A 17,956-nucleotide genomic window follows, 5' to 3' on the forward strand; every position below is an offset into this window, starting at 1 on the left:
AGCTTTGACGGTTGTTAGCCCTTGTCTCACTAGCATCTTCTAGCGATTACCCTTCTTAGACCACCTAATGCGCAGATCGCTTTGGCGCTGCGAGGTTCCGGAAGATCGCCTGCCCTTACTCCGCCGCCACGCTCTGCCGCTCAAGCAACGGCGCAAGGTACTGCCCCGTGAAACTCCGCGGCTCGGCCGCCACCGCCTCCGGCGTCCCCTGCGCCACAACCTCACCCCCGCGCACCCCGCCCTCCGGCCCCAGGTCCAGCACCCAGTCGGCGGTCTTGATCACGTCGAGGTTGTGTTCGATCACCACGACCGAATTGCCCTGGTCCACCAGCCGCTGGAGCACTTCGAGGAGTTTGCGGACGTCCTCGAAATGCAGGCCGGTCGTCGGCTCATCCAGGATGTACAGCGTCTGCCCGGTGCTGCGGCGGCTGAGTTCCTTGGCCAGCTTCACCCGCTGCGCCTCGCCGCCCGATAGCGTCGTCGCCTGCTGGCCGACCTTGACGTAGCCCAGCCCCACCTCGTTCAGCATGTGCATCTTGTCGCGGATCGGGGGGACGGCCTTGAAGAAGCCCTCCGCGTCCTCGATCGTCATGTCGAGCACGTCGGCGATGCTGAGGCCCTTGAACTTCACCTCCAGCGTTTCGCGGTTGTATCGCTTGCCGTGGCATTCCTCGCACGTGACGTAGACGTCGGGCAGGAAGTGCATCTCGATCTTGATCAGGCCGTCGCCCTGGCACGCCTCGCACCGGCCGCCCTTCACGTTGAAGCTGAACCGCCCCGCCTTGTACCCGCGCGCCTGGCTTTCGGGGAGGCCGGCGAACCAGTCGCGGATCTGGGTGAAGGCGCCGGTGTAGGTCGCCGGGTTGGAGCGCGGGGTGCGGCCGATCGGCGACTGGTCGATCTCGATCACCTTGTCGCAGTGTTCGAGGCCGGTGACCTTGTCGTGCGCGCCGGCGATCATCCGCGCGCCGTTCAGCGTGCGGGCGGCGGCGGCATAGAGCGTGTCGATCGTGAAGCTCGACTTGCCCGATCCCGATACGCCCGTGATGCAGCAGAACGTGCCCAAAGGAATGGAGGCCGTGACGTTCTGCAGGTTGTTCGCGCGCGCGCCGTGGACGGTGATCTTGTGCCCGTTGCCCTTGCGGCGCTTGGCCGGGATCTCGATCCGGCGGCGACCGGTGAGGTAATCGGCGGTGAGGCTGTTCTTCGCCCTGAGCACCTGTTTCAGCGTGCCCTGCGCCACGATCTCACCCCCGTGGACGCCCGCGCCCGGCCCCAGGTCGACCACGTGGTCGGCGGTGCGGATCGCGTCCTCGTCGTGCTCCACCACGATGACCGTGTTGCCGAGGTCGCGCAGGCGCTTCAGCGTTTCGAGCAGCCGGTCGTTGTCGCGCTGGTGGAGGCCGATCGATGGCTCGTCGAGTACGTAGAGCACGCCCGACAGCCCGCTGCCGATCTGGCTGGCGAGGCGGATGCGCTGGCTCTCGCCGCCCGACAGCGTGCCGCTGGTGCGGTCGAGGTTGAGGTAGTCGAGCCCGACGTTGTCGAGGAAGCCCAGCCGCTCGTTGATCTCCTTGAGGATCGCGCGGGCGATCTGGTTCTGCGTGTCGGTGAGCTGGTCCGGCAGGGCGAGGAACCAGTCCTTCGCCGCGACGACGCTCATCTGGGTGGGGGTGGCGATGTCGGTGGCATTGGCACCCTGCCCGACCTTCACCGCCAGCGCCTTTTCGTTGAGGCGCTTGCCGTGACACGTCTCGCACGCCTGCGCGGTCTGGTACTTGCCCAGCTCCTCGCGCATCCACGCGCTTTCGGTCTGCAGCATCCGGCGGTTGAGGTTGCCGATCACCCCCTCGAACGCCTTCTTGACGGTGTATTCCTTGCGCCCGTCCTTGAAGGTGAGCGGGACCGCCCTGCCCTTCGTGCCGAACAGGATGGTGTCGCGGTGTTCGGGCGCGAGGTCCTCCCACGGGGTGGTGAGGTCGAAGCCGTATTCCTTGGCGAGCGAGTTCAGCACCTGCATGTAATAGGGCGACGGCGGGTTGGATTTGGCCCACGGCACCACTGCGCCCTGCTTCAGCGTCAGCGCCTCGTTCGGCACGACGAGCTGCGGGTCGAACAGCAGTTTCTCGCCGAGGCCGTCGCACGCCGGGCACGCGCCCTGCGGGGCGTTGAACGAGAACAGCCGCGGCTCGACCTCCTCGATCGTGAAGCCGCTGACGGGGCAGGCGAATTTCTCGGAGAAGACGATGCGGTTGGCGGGCAGGCCGGCGCCCTTCATCGCGCCGCCCGCAGCATCCTCGCTTTCCCGGCCCGGCACCGCGCCGTCGGCGAGGTCGAGATAGACCAGCCCCTCGGCCAGCTTCAGCGCCTGCTCGAAGCTGTCGGCAAGCCGCGTCTGGATCCCGTCGCGCACCGCGATGCGGTCGACCACAACCTCGATGTCGTGCTTGTACTTCTTGTCGAGCGCGGGGGCTTCGCCGATCTCGTACATTTCGCCGTCGATGCGCACGCGGGTGAAGCCCGCCTTCTGCCATTCGGCCAGTTCCTTGCGGTACTCGCCCTTGCGCCCGCGCACCACGGGAGCGAGCAGGTAGGCGCGTGTCCCTTCGGGCAGCGCCATGACGCGGTCGACCATGTTGGACACCGTCTGCGCCTCGATCCGCAGTCCAGTGGCGGGCGAATAGGGCACCCCCACCCGCGCCCAAAGCAGGCGCATGTAGTCGTAGATCTCGGTAACCGTCGCCACGGTCGAGCGCGGGTTGCGGCTGGTGGTCTTCTGCTCGATCGAGATCGCGGGGCTGAGCCCGTCGATATGCTCGACATCGGGCTTCTGCATCATCTCGAGGAACTGCCGCGCATAGGCGCTGAGGCTCTCGACATAGCGCCGCTGCCCCTCGGCGTAGATCGTGTCGAACGCCAGGCTCGACTTGCCGCTGCCCGAAAGCCCGGTGATCACGATCAGGCTGTCGCGGGGAAGATCGATATCGATCCCCTTGAGATTGTGCTCGCGCGCGCCGCGGACGCTAATGTGGGTAAGGGACATAGGTCAGCCGTGTTCCGCAAATGTTCGCGCCGGTCAAGGCGGCAGGGGGAGTCTTGCCCGGAGGAAACGGGCGGCCTTGCGATGTGGGTTCCGGCGGGCGGTTTGCAACCGGCGAAGGTGCGCTCTCAGACGGCGATTTCGAACAAACGACCGACGAGTGCGGTCACCGCCATCGCAAGCCCGCCGAACACCACCACGCGCACGACCGCGCGCCCCGCCGGCGCTCCGCCCAGCCGTGCGCTCGCCACCCCCAGCAGACCGAGCGCAGCCAACGTCACGCCGACCATCCAGTAGATGACTTGCGCGCCGGGCAGCAGCAGCGCGACGAGCAGCGGCGGCAATCCGCCCACCACGAACGCGGCGGCAGAGGCACCCGCTGCCTGAAGGGGCCGCGCGGCGACCGCGGCCGAAATGCCCATCTCGTCGCGCGCATGGGCATCGAGCGGATCGTGCGCCATCAACCCGGTGGCGACCTTCGCGGCAAGGTCGGGGTCGAGCCCCCGCTGTTCGTAGATCGCCGCGAATTCAGCGTGCTCTTCCTCGGGCGTATCGACCAGCGCGGCACTTTCGCGGGCCAGGTCCGCGCGTTCGCTGTCGGCCTGGCTTGATACCGAGACGTATTCTCCCGCGGCCATCGACATCGCGCCTGCGGCGATGCCCGCGAAGCCCGTCAGCACGAGCTGCCCCGCCGATACCGATGCGGCGGCAACGCCCACCATCAGGCTGGCGGTCGAAACCAGCCCGTCGTTCGCTCCCAGCACCGCCGCGCGCAGCCAGCCGGTGCGGGTGACGAAATGGCGCTCGGCGTGCGCGCTCGGCTGTTGCGAGAGATCGGGTGCAGGCACGGTTGCCCTCCGTTGCGCGACCGACATCGGGATAACCACGGGCGAGGCAGACGGCAATGCGCCATCTATCGGGTCGTTCGTCGAGGTCGGACTCCGTTTGATCGACCGGCGCTTCCCCGTTGCACGGAGAAACTATCATACCTAACCGATTGTTTGCGCGGCGATACCAGCCGCCTATTTTCGTCGCAGGGGACCCACCGATGATCACGTTCCGTTTCGCCGCATCCGCGCGGCTTCTTGCCGCTGCGTCCGCGCTCGCTTTCGTCACGAGCGCACCGCTTGCCGCACAGGACAGCGCGGTCGTCACCGACGAGGACGGGCAGCAGATCGTCGTCAACGGAAGGCCCGCGATCGGATCGTTCGGGGTGGACCTTTCGGCGCGCGACCTGACCGCCGATCCGGGCGACGACTTCGAACGTTACGCCAGCGGCTCATGGATCGACGCGACCCAGATCCCCGGCGACCGGGCCAGCGTGGGCAGCTTCTACAACCTGAACGAGGACGTGCAGGCCAACGTCCGCGAACTGATCGAGTCCGGGTCGGGCACGAAATTCGGCGCGCTCTATGCCAGCTACATGGATGAAGCCGCGGTCGAGCGCGCGGGCATCGCTCCGCTGATGCGCGACATCGCAAAGGTCCGCGCGATCGGCGACAAGACCGAATTCGCCCGTTTCATGGGCGATACCACCGACAGCTTCGGGGCCAGCCTGTTCGGCACGTTCGTCTATGCCGATACGGCCAATCCGACGATGAACGCGCTGTTCGTCGGCACGGGCGGGTTGGGGCTGCCGCAGAAGGATTACTATTTCAAACCGGACTATGCGAAGCAGCGCACGGCCTATCAGGCCTATCTGGAACGGACCCTGCGCACGCTCGGTCACAGCGATGCCGCAGCCAAGGCCAGCGACGTCATGGCGTTCGAGACTTACCTTGCATCGCTGAGCTGGGACGCGGCCGACCTGCGCGATATCGGCAAGGTCAACAACCCGATGTCGTCCGCCGAGCTTGCATCCTATGCGCCCGGCATCGACTGGTCCGCTTTGTTCGCCGGCGCCGAAATCCCGCCGCAGGAGCGGATGATCGTGACCGACAACACGGCGGTGAAGGCGTTCGCCGAGCTTTATTCGGCCACCGACCTCGACACGCTGAAACTGTGGCAGGAAGTCAACGTCGCGGCGCAGGCGACGCCGTACCTCAACAAGGCGATGGTCGATAGCCGGTTCGCCTTCACCAGCTCGCTGTCGGGCGTGTCGGAGCAGCGCCCCCGGTGGAAGCGCGCGGTCGACATGGTAAACACCTCGCTGGGTGAGCTGGTTGGACAGGCCTATGTGGGCGAATACTTCCCGGAAATCGCGAAGCAACGGATGGACGATCTCGTCAGGAACCTGAAGCTGGCGATGGCCGACCGCATTCGCGGCAACGAGTGGATGAGCGCGCCGACCAAGACCGCCGCGCTCGAGAAGCTCGACAAGATGGACGTGATGATCGGCCACCCGGACGAATTCCGGAATTACGATCCGCTGACCATCACGCGCACCAGCCTCTACGACAACGCCGTCGCATCGACCGAATTCAACGCCGACTACGCGATGGCCGACCTCGGCAAGCCGGTCGATCGCAAGAAGTGGGTGATGAACCCGCAGACGGTGAACGCCTACAACGGTGGGCTTGAGAACAAGATGGTGTTCCCCGCCGGAATCCTGCAGCCGCCGTTCTTCGACGCCTTTGCCGACCCGGCGGTCAACTATGGCGCGATCGGCGTGGTCATCGGCCACGAGATCAGCCACGGCTTCGACGACCAGGGCCGCAAGATCGACGCGAACGGCGCGGTGCGCGACTGGTGGACACCCGAGGATGCCGCCCGGTTCGAGGCCGAGGCCAAGAAGTTCGGCGAGCAGTATGCGAAGTTCGAAGTCGTCCCGGGCAGCTTCATCAACCCCGACCTGACGATGGGCGAGAACATCGCCGACCTGGCGGGCGTGATGGTGGCCCACGATGCCTACAAGAAATCGCTCGGCGGCAAGGAAGCGCCGGTGATCGACGGGCTGACCGGCGACCAGCGGTTCTTCCTCGCCTATGCACAGGTGTGGAAGGCGAAGGCGCGCGAAGATGCTCTGCGCAGCCAGGTGACGACCGATCCGCACAGCCCCGCGCGCTATCGCACCATCGCGCCGCTACGGAACGTGGACGCGTGGTACCAGGCTTTCGGCGTGACCGCCGACGACACGATGTACATCGCGCCAGAGGATCGCGTGCGGATCTGGTGACCCTTGCGGATGGCGGTGCATTGGCTACCCCTTGGCCATGCACCGCCTGTTCGTTGCCCTGCGCCCCCCGCCCGATGTTCGCGCCGCATTGCTCGCGGCCGAAGGCGAAGTGGAACGGGCGCGCTGGCAGGACGAGGACCAGCTCCACCTGACGCTCCGCTTCGTCGGAGATGTCGATCGGCATCAGGCCGACGACCTCGCCGATGCGCTCGGCTCCGTATCGGCGCCGGCTTTCGACCTGACGGTGCGCGGTGTGGGCCATTTCGAGCGTAAGGGACGCCCGACCGCCTTGTGGGCCGCGCTGGCGCCATGTGCCGGGCTCGACCTGCTCGCAGGCCGGATCGAGCGCGCCTGCCGCGCAGCCGGCCTCGCACCGGAAACACGGAAGTTCGTGCCGCACGTGACGCTCGCGCGGCTTTCGGGCGGTGCGACGGGCGCGGGCGAGTGGTTGTCCCGGCACGGAGACCTGGCGGCGCCCATATGGCCGGTGGTCGCATTCCGGCTTTACGAAAGCAGGATGGGCAGCGGCGGGTCGGTCTATACCTACCTTGCCGAGTGGCCGCTCGATCGGTTCGCGGACTAGCCGGCCAGCAGCGCCCGCGCGCCGGGCTCGCCAAGCCAGCGGGCCTTGACGCCCCAGATCGTCTCGATCGTCGCCACGTCCAGCGCATCGGCGGGCGGTCCGTCGGCGACGAGCCTGCCGGAATCGAGCACCAGCACCCGGTCGGCGTGGTTCATCGCCAGCGCCAGGTCGTGCAGCACCAGCACCACCCCCGCCCCGCCCGCCGCCGCATCGCGCAAGTGGCGCAGCAGGCTGTGCCGGTGGCCCAGGTCGAGCGCGGCGAGCGGCTCGTCGGCGAGGATCCAGCGCGGCGTGCCCGCCAGCACCCGCGCGAGGAGCGCCCGCGCCCGTTCTCCGCCCGACAGCCGCGAAACGGGCCGGTCGGCGAGATGGTCGAGGTCGAGCGCGGTGAGCGCCGCGGCCACCTGCGCCTCGCCCCGGTCACGGTGCGGCAGGCGGCCGAGCGCGACGAGGCTGCGGACCGCAACGTCCCACGCGACCTCGCCGTCCTGCGGCAGGTAGCCGATCGCCTGCGCGCGGGTGCGGGGGTGCATGGTCGCTATCGCCTCGCCGCGGAGGGTGACTGCACCAGCATCGGGGCGCAGGATTCCCGCGAGGCATTGCAGCAGGCTGGACTTGCCCGCGCCGTTCGGCCCGCAGATCGCGGTAATGCGGCCGGGCTCGAGCGCGGCGGAGACTCCGGCCAGCCGCCCTGCCAGCGCAGCGTTGTCGATCGCGAGCATCACAGCAGACCCCTCCGCATCCGCAAGAGCAGCAGCAGGAAGAACGGCGCGCCCACGAGGCTCAGCGCGATGCCCAGGCGCAGCTCGGTGACTAGCGGCAGCACGCGGCACAGGCTGTCCGCGACCAGCACCAGCAGTGCTCCCGCCAGCGCGCTCGGCAACAGGAGTTGAGAGGGGCGGCGATCGGTGAACGGGCGCACGAGATGGGGCACGATCAGTCCGACGAAACCGACGATACCGGCCACCGCGACCCCGCTCCCCACCGTCAGCCCGACGCCCGCGATGAGCCAGAACTGCAGCCGCCGCGGCTCCATCCCCAGGCTGCGCGCCGCGGCATCGCCCAGCACCAGCGCATCGAGCCCGCGCGCGGCCATCGCGAGACAGCCGATTCCGGCGAGCGTCAGCGGCGCGGCGAGCAGGACGTCGTTCCACGACCGGTCGGTCAAGGCGCCCATCAGCCAGGTGACGATCTCGCTCATCGCGAAGGCGTTGGGCGCCAGGCTGATCGCGAGGCTCGTCAGTGCGCCGGCCAGGCTGGCGATCATCATGCCCGCGAGCGTGAACAGCGCGATCCCGCCCGTCCGACCCGCGATCGCCGCGAGCAGCGCCATCGCCCCGCCCGCTCCCAGCAGCGCGAACAACGGCAGCAGGACCGGCGCGGCGGCATAGCCGAACGACAGGCTGGCGACCGCGCCCAGCGCCGCGCCCGGTGCGATGCCGAACAGGCCCGGGTCGGCGAGAGGATTGCGCAGGTATCCCTGCATCGCCGCCCCGCTTGCGCCCAGTCCGGCGCCGATCACCAGCGCGAGTATCGCCCTCGGTAGCCGCAGCTCGGCCAGGATCACCGCCACGTTGGGTGTGGCCTCCGGATCGAGCCAGACGCGCCCGGCGAGCAGCGACAGCGGCACCGCGACCAGCAGCAGGACGATCAGGACGACGACAGGGCGGTTCACGTCACACCCCTCCCGCTTGTGGGAGGCGAGATATCTCGCGCCGCACCTCGGTCAGGCGTTCCATCACCCGCACTATCGTGGGCCCGCCGCAGTAGAGCAGCGACGGATCGAACGGCTCGGTTCGCATCGCGGAGAGAGCGTCCAGCGCAGGGTGCTTCTGTCCGCGCTCCTGGCCTGCGACCAGCAACACCTGTGGCGGATCGGCGAGGAGCCTTTCCAGCGACAGGTAATCCGCCTGCCCCATCCCGCGCGCGGCGCTGTGATTGGCGAACCCGGCGCGGTCCATCAGGTCGCTGACGAGCGCGCCCTCGCCCGGAACGATGCCGTCCGGCTGCCAGAGAATGGCGGCAACCGGCGGACCATCGGGTCGCGCTGCCGCGACCGCGGCCTCGATCCGCCGAACCAAAGCCTCGCCCCGCTCCGGATGACCGGCAATTGCGGCCAGTCGGCGCACCTGGTCCGTGCTGTCTTCGACCGTGGCGGCGATGCCGACCGTCTCGACCCGCAGGCCCAGCCGACCCAGCGCGGAGCGGGTGGCGGGGGCCATGAAGCTGGAGCCGACCACAACGTCCGGATCGAGCGCGAGCACCTCCTCCACCGTCCCGCCGGTCGCGCGGAAGCGGCGGGCGTCGCCCAGCGGCATCGAAGTGGCGGCGGGATCGTGGCTGTAGTGGCTGATCGCCAGCACTTGAGCCGGGTCGGCCACTTCGGCGAGAATGGCATCGGTGCAGGGGTTGAGGCTGACGACGGTCGGCAGACCGTCGCCGCCGCCCGTCCGCTCCGGCGGAGGCGCGGCGCATCCGGCAAGAAGCAGACAGGCGGCAAGCGTTGCCCTCACAGCTTGAGCCGCGCCCCGACGAATGCGGTGCGGCCGCGCGTGCCGTAACCGGCGACCTCGACATAGTCGGTGTCGAACAGGTTCTCGACGCGGCCGTAAAGCTCCAGCCGCTCGCCCAGCGGCACGCTGGCGCGCAAGTCGAACAGGGCATGGCCGTCGATCGGCACGCCGTTGGCGGCATCGTCGAAGCTGTCGCCCACCAGCCGCACGTCACCGCCGATGGTCGCGTCCGCCAGCGGCGTGCGCCAGTCGGCCGATCCGGTCAGCGCATGGCGCGGACGGCGGGCGAGATCGGTCCCTGCGGTCCGGTCGGTCGCCCTGGTGAAGCTGTACGCGACCTGCGTGCGCAGCGCGGGCGCGGGCGACAGGCCCAACTCGACTTCGAAACCCTCGGCCCGCGCGCGGCCTACGTTGTCGTAAGTCCCAAACGGCCGACCGGTGCAGATGCCGCCGGAGATGCCGAAGCAAGAGACGAAATCGATGAGGTTGGTCGCATCGCGCCGGAACAACGTGACCGCCGCGTGGGTCGCATCGCTGCGGGTCCGCCACGCAAGGCCCAAGTCGAAGCTGCGGCTCCGCTCGGGCTGCAGGGCCGGGTTGCCGAAGTCGGACAATAGCTGGAACAGGCTGGGCGCCTTGAACCCCTCTCCATACGATGCGCGCAGACGGAAGCCGTTGCCCAGCCCATAGCTCGCATCGGCACCCAGGCTGGTCTCCCCGCCGAACCGGGCGTGGCGATCGTGCCGCACGCCGGCGTGCGCCGAAATGCCACCGAATTCTATTCCGGCCTGCGCATAGGCGCCCCAGATGTTCGTCTTCTGCGGCGCGTCGAACGCGGTTTCGAACCGGGTCCATTCGCGCTCACCGCCGAAGTGAACCACGACCGGCCCGATCGGTCGCCACTCCCCGCGCAGATCGGCCCGGCGCGACGATCCGTCGGTGGCGTAGGTCGGCGCGCTGCCGCCAGTGGCGGGATCGAAACTCTCGCGCTCGGTATCGGCGAACGAATAGGTCGCGCGCAGATACAGCAGAGGACTGTCGTAGATCGCCCCGGTCGCACCGGTGTACTGCCGCGTGTCCTGTCTCTCGGCGGTGTCGGCAAACGCGAACAGCGGCGGCGGAAACCCGTCGATGTCGAGTTCGCCCTTGGCATAGCGGCCCGACGCGAACAGCTCGACCCGGTCGGACAGATAGGCGCGCACCTGCCCATTGGCGGACCACTGCTCGAAACCGTCGGGTTCGGTGCCCGTCGCGGCTGCAGAGAAGCCGTCCGATCGCTGCCAGCCGCCCGACCCGCCGATGAAGAAACGGTCCGATCCCGCGCCGCCGCTGGCGGTCAGGTACGTGCTGTCGTCGCCGCCGTATTCGGCGCTGGCGTTGAGGCCGCGCGTGGCACGCGTGGTCACCAGCAGGACGCCGCCGATCGCATCGGATCCCCAGATCGTGGAGTTTGAGCCACGCACAAGATCGAGCTTCTCGACCTCGCCCGCAGCCAGGTTGCCGAAATCGAAGCCGCCGCCCGGCGCCGCCGTATCGGCCACGCGCACACCGTCGACCAGGACCAGCAGTTGCTCAGCCGCCGCGCCGCGCACGCGAACGCCGGTGAACGAGCCCGGAGGGCCGTTGCGGGTAATCGTCACGCCCGGCGCGCGGCGCAGCACGCGGGCGATGTCGGCGCCCTGCACCTCGTCGATCTCGTCCTCGCCGATGACGGTCACCGACTGGCCGGTGTCGGTCACGTTGCCGCGCGCGCCGGTGGCGGTGACGGTGATGCCGGTGTCGTCGTCCTGTGCCGCGAGCGGAGACGCGAGGCAGGCCGAACCCAGAAGAAACAGAAATTTACGCATGAATACTCCCACGATGAACGAACACGCCGTTCATGGCGGGAGGAACCCCGGACACGGGGAGCCCTCGCTGCATTCCGGTACACCCCGCCCGGCTGCGGAACGACCGTCACAGGCAGGTCTCCTGGCTCCCGGATCGACGCTTTCCCGCCGCCTTCCCATCCCCGGCATGGCCGGGGACAGTGGCATGTGGCGGGATCGCTCCCCGGTCACAGTTGCGGGGGCAGCGCGGGTATCTCACCCGCTTCCCTCTTCGGCTCCCTTGCGGGAACAACCCATGACGTGGCCGCCGCGATAGGCCGATCCGCGCCGATTGCCAAGGTAACCTGTTCGAAAGCAGTCCGCTTAACCGCCCATTGCGGCCTGTTCCGACAAGGGACACCGGTGGCAATGCGGCTTCAGGTAACCAGCCGCTGCGCCTACGACGACGCTCTTTCATTCCCGCAAGGATCGCCTTGAACCCGACAGCAACTCCCGCACGCCAAATGCCGCGCCGGCTGCACAGGCGCGGCTGGCGCTCGGCGTTCGCCGGCGGGCCGCATCGCGGGCGGCGGATTCTGGCGCTGGCCGCTGCGATCGCGGTCCCGGCGATGGCCGCACCGGGCGACTGGCACGGGTTCGCCTTGCTGGAGCCGACGGATACCGTCAGCGCGCCGATGCCGTTCGAAACTCCCGGCGAAAGCTTTCCCGGCTCGGCGTTCTTCTATCTCGAAGACGTGCCGGTCCTGAAGGATGTGGGCGACACCGGCGTGCCTCCGCCGATCGACACCGGCGCACAGTCCGATGCCGGGCCGATTAGGCAAGCGCAGGCAGGGTCTGCTGCCCGCGCGTTCCTCGCGTCGGGCAGCGGTATCGACAAGGCGCGCGCGCTGCAGTGCATGACGCTGGCGCTCTATTACGAAGCCGCCAACGAGCCGACCGAGGGCCAGCGCGCGGTCGCGCAGGTGATCCTGAATCGCGTGGCCCACCCCAGCTATCCCAACAGCGTGTGCGGGGTCGTATTCCAGGGCAGCGAGCGCAGGACCGGGTGCCAGTTCAGCTTCACCTGCGACGGCAGCCTTGCCCGCAAGCCCGCCCGTGCCACCTGGGACCGGGCGCGCGGGGTCGCCGCCGCCGCTCTCGCGGGGTACGTGTACGAGCCGATCGGTTTCGCCACGCATTACCATGCGACCTACGTCCTGCCTTACTGGGCGTCGAGCCTGACGAACCTGGGCACCATCGGGCTCCACACGTTCTACAAGTGGCGCGGAGCGGCGGGTCGCTCGGATGCGTTCGCCGCGCGCTATGCCGGGCGCGAGCCGGTCGCGGCGCCCCACCCGCGCAGCTATAGCGATCCTGCGGGTTCGGCACCCGACCCGGTGGTGCTGGCGCAGGCCTACGAAGCAGCGCGGATGAAGGCGGCATCGACCGCGGCAGCCTTTGCACCACCGCCGCCGCCGGTCTATTCGGCGCCGGTGGCCGCACGCGGCGGCGAACGGCTTTACGCCGCGGGCAATCTGCCGCAATCGAGCGGGGTCAAGGCCGAATACGCCAATTCCGGGCGCTGGATCGCGAGTCCCGCAATCGCCAAGACGGCAGACGTAAATACGCAATAACCTTGCAGGTTACTGCCCGCGTAACCTTGTCGGCCAACCCCGGCTTAGGTGGTTGGCGCTATCAACCTCATTCCCGGATCGCAGCAGGAACGACAATCCTCCCATGAGCTTACGCTTCGCCCCCGCCCGCACGCCCGCCCGCTCGCCCATCGCCCGGGCGTTGGCCCGCCGAACGGTGGCCCCGGCCGCGAACGACAATGCGGACCCGGGCATCGGCGATGACCCGATACTCGTGGCGGCGCTGCGACATTTCGCGATGCACGGCCTCGGGGCCGCAACTATCGCTGCGCGCAATGCAGGCGAGGCGGGCGATCTCGGCAACACGGTCGATCGCGATCACTGGCAGGCCGTGTCCAGCGCGCTCGGCAATCGGTCACCCTTGTGCGCGCACCGACGGCTGCGGAATTTTTCCAAGGTAAGCAGCACGTTAACCGAACGGTGAGGGTCCGGCGCTACTAGGCTGTCCGGTATGTTCGGGGTCGTCGCTCTCAACCGGTTCAACCGGCGCAAAAAGGTGTCGGGCAAACTGAGTCCGGAGGTGCATCGCAAGCTGCTCCAGACGCTTTACGCACAGCCGGTCAGCCTCGTGTTCGCCATCCTCATGATCACCGTCACATCGGTCGCGGCGGCGATCGCGAGCGGCTCCTCCGCCCTGATGGGTGGGTGCATCGTGCTGGGCTTGATCGGCCTCGCGCGCATCGTGGCCATCGTCACCATGTCGCGCGTCGCCGAAACCAAGAGCGTTCGAACGCTCGAGATTTTCTACACCGTGGGGGCGTTCGGTCACTCCGCCGGATTGGGCATATTCGCCGCATCGACGTTCTACCTCGACCTCGATACCACGGTTCAGGGGATCATGCTGGCGAGCGGGATCGGCCATGCCATCGCGGTTGGCGCCCGCGACGCCGGGCGACCCGCACTGGCGCTTAGCCAACCCGCGCTGGTCGGCATCCCGATCTTCGCGGCGCTGCTGGAAACCGGCTCGCCCACGTACATCGCATTCGCGATCTCGATGATCCTGGCCGGTCCGGCGATGGGCGCGATCATCCATACGCTGTACCGTTCGCTGCACGATTCCATCGAGTCCGCCGAAACGAGCGCCCAGTTGGCGGGGCGCATGCAGGTGCTCGCCCGGACCGACGTGGTCACCGGGCTCGCCAACCGGGCCGGTCTCAACCATGCCCTGAGCCAGACCGTGTCGGAACTACCGGACGGCACCAGCCTGGCGTTGTTCTGGCTCGATCTCGACCGGTTCAAGGAAGTCAACGACGTGCTGGGTCATACCGTGGGCGACCGTGTGCTGGCCGAAGTCGCCAAGCGCCTCTCCGCCGAAGCGCCTTGCGGTGCAACCGTAGCCCGCTTCGGGGGAGACGAGTTTATCGTCATTTGTCCGGTGGAGAGTCGTCGGGCGTGCGAGCGGCTGGCCGGGCGCCTGCTCGACAACGTCACGCGGCCGCTGCGGATCGACGCAGAGCGGCTCGAGGTGCCGGCGTCCATGGGCATCGCTATAATGCCCGAGGACGGCCAGGATGCCGATTCCCTGATGCAGTGCGCCGACCTTGCCCTTTATCACGCAAAGGTCGGCGGCAAGAACCACAGCCGGTTCTACGACCATTCGATGAGCCGCAACCTGCTCCGCCGCAAGGAGATCGAGGCGGAGCTGCGCGCCGCGCTGCAGCGCGAGGAACTGTCGATCTTTTTCCAGCCGATCGTCGATCTCGAGAGCGGAAGGATCCGTGCGTTCGAGGCGTTGGTGCGCTGGTTCCACCCCGAAAAGGGCGAGCTGAAGCCCGACGAATTCATTCCAGTCGCCGAGGAAACCGGCGTAATCGTCACGCTCGGCAACTGGATAACCGCACAGGCGGCGCGCACTGCTGTCCACTGGCCCGACGACGTCAACCTGGCGGTCAACCTGTCGCCGTTGCAGATCAAGGCGCCCGGCGCCGCGCTCGGCATCCTGTCCGCCTTGCGCGAGGCGGGGCTCGATCCCTCACGGCTGGAGCTGGAGGTGACCGAGAGCCTGTTCCTCGAGGACGAGGCGACCACCGGCAACTTCATCCGCGAGCTTTCTGCCGCCGGGGTCAATTTCGCGCTCGACGATTTCGGGACCGGTTACTCCTCGCTCGGCTACATCGATCGCTTTCCTTTCCGCAAGATCAAGGTGGACCGCAGTTTCGTGTCGGGGCCGAGCGTGGGCCGCAAGAGCGATGCGATCATCCGCGCGGTCGCCGAACTCGGCGCTCAGCTCGACATGGAGATCGTCGCCGAAGGGCTCGAAACGCCGGAGCAAGTGGCGGCGGTGCGCGCTGCCGGATGCACACTGGGCCAGGGATATCACTTCAGCCGCGCGGTGCCCGACTACCTGGCCGCCATGCTGCTCGCCCAGGAGCGCCACGGCGGGGAGCTGTTGCGAGCAACCGGCTAAGCAGCCGCGACGCACAGGCTTGCCCGCCCGTAAACCCAATCGCTTCGCCTGTCCTTAACCGTCCATCCCGCACCCTGTGCGTGCAATGGTCTGGAAACTCATCTTCCTCACGGGCGTATTCGTGGTTGGCCTGGTAGCGTTCGGATATCGCCCGGACGACTTCCGCCGCGCCGCCCAATCGGTGTCGCAAGCGAGCGCCGATTCATTTTCTCCTCGCGAGCGGGGTGGCGACTGGGGTTCCTGAAGCGCTTCTTGCTACTGCGAACCACTTGCAAAGATAGTTCTTTCGCCCCGCCTTTCGCGGTTGCATTCGCATCCCCGCGCGCCTAGGTCCGCCCTCGCACCAGAGGCCGCCTCCGCCCGCGGGAGGGAGTCGCGCCCGTTCGAGGCCCGTCCCGCGCGACCGAAGGATACGCTTTCTCCATGGCCCGCAAGAAGATCGCGCTGGTTGGCGCAGGGATGATCGGCGGCACGCTCGCCCATCTCGCCGCCAAGAAGGAAATGGGCGACATCGTCCTGTTCGACATCGCCGAAGGCATTCCTCAGGGCAAGGCGCTCGACCTGTCGCAGTGCGGCCCGATCGAGGGCTTCGACGCGCGCATCAAGGGCACCAATTCCTACGCCGACATCGCCGGGGCCGACGTGGTGATCGTCACCGCCGGCGTGCCGCGCAAGCCGGGCATGAGCCGCGACGACCTGCTCGGCATCAACCTCAAGGTGATGAAGGCGGTCGGCGAAGGCATCCGCGAAAACTGCCCCGATGCCTTCGTGATCTGCATCACCAACCCGCTCGACGCGATGGTCTGGGCGCTGCGCGAGTTCTCGGGCCTGCCGCACAACAAGGTCGTCGGCATGGCCGGCGTGCTCGACAGCGCGCGCTTCGCCACGTTCCTCGCCTGGGAGTTCGGCGTTTCGGTCAAGGACGTGAATGCGTTCGTGCTCGGCGGCCACGGCGATACGATGGTCCCCGTCACCAGCTACACCACGATCAGCGGCATCCCGGTCGACGACCTCGTCGCGATGGGCAAGTCGTCGAAGGACAACCTCGACGCAGTGGTCCAGCGCACCCGCGCGGGCGGCGGCGAGATCGTCGGCCTGCTCAAGACCGGCAGCGCCTATTACGCACCGGCAACCAGCGCGATCGCCATGGCCGAAGCCTACCTCGGCGACCAGAAGCGCATCCTGCCGGTCGCGGCATACGTGAAGGGCAAGTACGGCCTCGACGGACTCTACGTCGGCGTCCCCGCCGTCATCGGCGCGAACGGGATCGAGGAAGTGATCGAGATCAAGCTGTCCGACGAGGAAAAGGCCAACCTCAAGGTCTCGACCGACGCGGTCGAGGAACTGCTGGTGGCGTGCAAGGCGCTGGATAGCAGCCTTGCATAAGATGGCCCTCTTTCTTGCAGCCGCAGTTGGGACAAGCTCGGTCACGGCTTCGGAGCATGCCAACGGTGATCGAGTTTCCGAGACTGCGAAAGCAGGGCTTATGTGCATGGTGAGCGCCAACGAATCTGGCGCCGACCAATCCCCCTTCAGCGACGAGTCAGTTTGGGAGCTGGTTGGAAAGGGTAGCTATTCTCATCGCAAACTACCGCTGACCATCAAATTCAAGGCCGACAGAGACGGCATCAGCCGTAGCTGCGTCGTTCTATCCATCTTAGAATCTGCTAGCGACGCCAAATTACTCCGCGCAGAGCTTGAAGCAGCTCTTAAATCAAAGCCCGAGAAATTCTCCGCACAATCGGGCATGGGGTGGTTCGTAAATACGAAGGAAGGCCAGCGAGGCCTAGTCCTTCGAACTTACAAAAAAGATGGCCAAACGAATGCGGAACTGATGGGTGCGATTTTTCACACGATCCGTCGCAATAATTGAATAGATCAGCGAGAGTTGAAGACTAATATTCGCCAAACTTCAGCTTTTCTCAAGTTCTTGATTAGGAATTTTAAATGTCGATTCTTGTAGACAAGAACACCAAGGTCATCACCCAGGGGATGACCGGTGAAACCGGCACCTTCCACACGGAGCAGGCGCTAGCGTACGGCACGCAGATGGTCGGCGGCGTGACGCCCGGCAAGGGCGGCACCACGCACATCGGCCTGCCGGTGTACGACACCGTCGCCGAGGCCAAGGCCGCCACCGGCGCCACCGCGAGCTGCATCTATGTACCGCCGCCGTTCGCCGCGGATTCGATCCTCGAAGCGATCGATGCCGAGGTCGAGCTGATCGTCTGCATCACGGAGGGCATTCCGGTGCTCGACATGGTGCGCGTCAAGCGCGCGCTGACCGGTTCGAAGAGCCGTCTGATCGGCCCGAACTGCCCCGGCGTCCTGACCCCCGGCGAATGCAAGATCGGCATCATGCCCGGCTCCATTTTCAGCAAGGGCACCGTCGGCGTCGTCAGCCGCTCGGGCACGCTGACCTATGAAGCCGTCCACCAGACCACCATGGTGGGCCTGGGACAGACCACCGCGGTCGGCATCGGCGGCGATCCGGTCAACGGCACCAACTTCATCGACGTGCTCGAACTGTTCCTCAAGGACGACGCTACCAAGTCGATCATCATGATCGGCGAGATCGGCGGCAGCGCCGAGGAAGAGGCCGCCGAGTTCATCGCCCACCAGGCGAAGAAGGGCGTTCGCAAGCCAATGGTCGGCTTCATCGCCGGACGCACCGCCCCGCCCGGACGGCGGATGGGCCACGCGGGCGCCATCGTCTCGGGCGGACAGGGCGGCGCCGAGGACAAGATCGCGGCCATGGAGGCAGCGGGCATCCGCGTGTCGCCGTCGCCGTCCGAACTGGGCACCACGCTCGACGCACTGCTGAAGGAACTCGCCTGACCT

Annotated in this window: 15 protein-coding genes and 1 riboswitch; of the genes, 9 read left to right on the forward strand and 6 right to left on the reverse strand. The window is 67.3% G+C overall.

Annotated features, from left to right (window positions below):
• Window positions 1-115: 115 nt before the first annotated feature.
• Both uvrA and AR323_RS11050 read right to left on the reverse strand, forming a co-directional pair.
• Window positions 116-3,043, reverse strand: coding sequence for an excinuclease ABC subunit UvrA (gene uvrA / locus AR323_RS11045; protein ID WP_057884019.1), 2,928 nt, complete (start codon window positions 3,041-3,043; stop codon window positions 116-118).
• Window positions 3,044-3,168: 125 nt separating this feature from the next.
• Complete coding sequence (locus AR323_RS11050) at window positions 3,169-3,888, reverse strand: VIT1/CCC1 transporter family protein (protein WP_057884131.1); 720 nt, start codon at window positions 3,886-3,888, stop codon at window positions 3,169-3,171.
• Window positions 3,889-4,088: 200 nt separating this feature from the next.
• On the opposite strand from AR323_RS11050, the gene AR323_RS11055 reads away from it, so the two are divergent.
• Both AR323_RS11055 and thpR read left to right on the forward strand, forming a co-directional pair.
• Window positions 4,089-6,155, forward strand: coding sequence for a M13 family metallopeptidase (locus AR323_RS11055; protein ID WP_057884020.1), 2,067 nt, complete (start codon window positions 4,089-4,091; stop codon window positions 6,153-6,155).
• A 37-nt stretch (window positions 6,156-6,192) separates the two neighbouring features.
• A complete protein-coding gene (thpR, locus tag AR323_RS11060; RefSeq protein ID WP_057884021.1) occupies window positions 6,193-6,738 on the forward strand; it encodes an RNA 2',3'-cyclic phosphodiesterase in 546 nt (181 codons plus the stop codon).
• On the opposite strand, the gene AR323_RS11065 is transcribed toward thpR, so the two are convergent.
• The 4 genes from AR323_RS11065 to AR323_RS11080 are packed head-to-tail and all read right to left on the reverse strand — an operon-like array spanning window position 6,735 to window position 11,098.
• Window positions 6,735-7,460: an ABC transporter ATP-binding protein gene (locus AR323_RS11065; RefSeq protein WP_057884022.1), complete on the reverse strand. Its 726-nt coding sequence runs from the start codon at window positions 7,458-7,460 to the stop codon at window positions 6,735-6,737. The two genes, thpR and AR323_RS11065, sit on opposite strands and share 4 nt — an antisense overlap.
• On the reverse strand, window positions 7,460-8,413 hold the full coding sequence (locus tag AR323_RS11070; protein WP_057884023.1) for a FecCD family ABC transporter permease: 954 nt from the start codon (window positions 8,411-8,413) through the stop codon (window positions 7,460-7,462). Before AR323_RS11070 ends, AR323_RS11065 begins: the two co-directional genes overlap by 1 nt.
• 1 nt (window position 8,414) lies before the next feature.
• Window positions 8,415-9,251 carry an ABC transporter substrate-binding protein gene (locus tag AR323_RS11075; protein ID WP_235510568.1) on the reverse strand — a complete coding sequence of 279 codons (837 nt, stop codon included), beginning with the start codon at window positions 9,249-9,251 and terminating at the stop codon, window positions 8,415-8,417.
• Window positions 9,248-11,098, reverse strand: a complete 1,851-nt coding sequence (locus AR323_RS11080; RefSeq protein WP_057884024.1) for a TonB-dependent receptor plug domain-containing protein — start codon at window positions 11,096-11,098, stop codon at window positions 9,248-9,250. The genes AR323_RS11075 and AR323_RS11080 overlap by 4 nt, the downstream gene beginning before the upstream one ends.
• A 94-nt stretch (window positions 11,099-11,192) precedes the next feature.
• Window positions 11,193-11,389: riboswitch (cobalamin riboswitch) on the reverse strand.
• Window positions 11,390-11,580: 191 nt separating this feature from the next.
• Here AR323_RS11080 and AR323_RS11085 point away from each other — a divergent pair.
• The 7 genes from AR323_RS11085 to sucD all read left to right on the forward strand — a co-directional run bounded on the left by AR323_RS11085 (window position 11,581) and on the right by sucD (window position 17,953).
• The gene (locus AR323_RS11085) at window positions 11,581-12,690 is read left to right on the forward strand and encodes a cell wall hydrolase (protein WP_235510570.1); all 1,110 of its coding nucleotides are present in this window, start codon (window positions 11,581-11,583) and stop codon (window positions 12,688-12,690) included.
• A 103-nt stretch (window positions 12,691-12,793) separates the two neighbouring features.
• Window positions 12,794-13,132, forward strand: coding sequence for a hypothetical protein (locus AR323_RS11090; protein WP_057884025.1), 339 nt, complete (start codon window positions 12,794-12,796; stop codon window positions 13,130-13,132).
• 27 nt (window positions 13,133-13,159) lie between these two features.
• Complete coding sequence (locus AR323_RS11095) at window positions 13,160-15,115, forward strand: putative bifunctional diguanylate cyclase/phosphodiesterase (protein WP_164461530.1); 1,956 nt, start codon at window positions 13,160-13,162, stop codon at window positions 15,113-15,115.
• Window positions 15,116-15,200: 85 nt separating this feature from the next.
• Entirely contained in the window at window positions 15,201-15,359 is a 159-nt protein-coding gene (locus tag AR323_RS14840) for a hypothetical protein (protein WP_161808739.1), read from the forward strand.
• A gap of 179 nt (window positions 15,360-15,538) precedes the next feature.
• A complete protein-coding gene (gene mdh / locus AR323_RS11100) occupies window positions 15,539-16,501 on the forward strand; it encodes a malate dehydrogenase (RefSeq protein WP_057884026.1) in 963 nt (320 codons plus the stop codon).
• 1 nt (window position 16,502) lies between these two features.
• Window positions 16,503-16,988, forward strand: a complete 486-nt coding sequence (locus AR323_RS11105; RefSeq protein ID WP_057884027.1) for a hypothetical protein — start codon at window positions 16,503-16,505, stop codon at window positions 16,986-16,988.
• A gap of 74 nt (window positions 16,989-17,062) precedes the next feature.
• Window positions 17,063-17,953, forward strand: coding sequence for a succinate--CoA ligase subunit alpha (sucD, locus tag AR323_RS11110; RefSeq protein WP_057884028.1), 891 nt, complete (start codon window positions 17,063-17,065; stop codon window positions 17,951-17,953).
• Window positions 17,954-17,956 lie beyond the last annotated feature (3 nt).

It is taken from the genome of Tsuneonella troitsensis, from assembly GCF_001441535.1.
GTDB lineage: Bacteria > Pseudomonadota > Alphaproteobacteria > Sphingomonadales > Sphingomonadaceae > Tsuneonella > Tsuneonella troitsensis.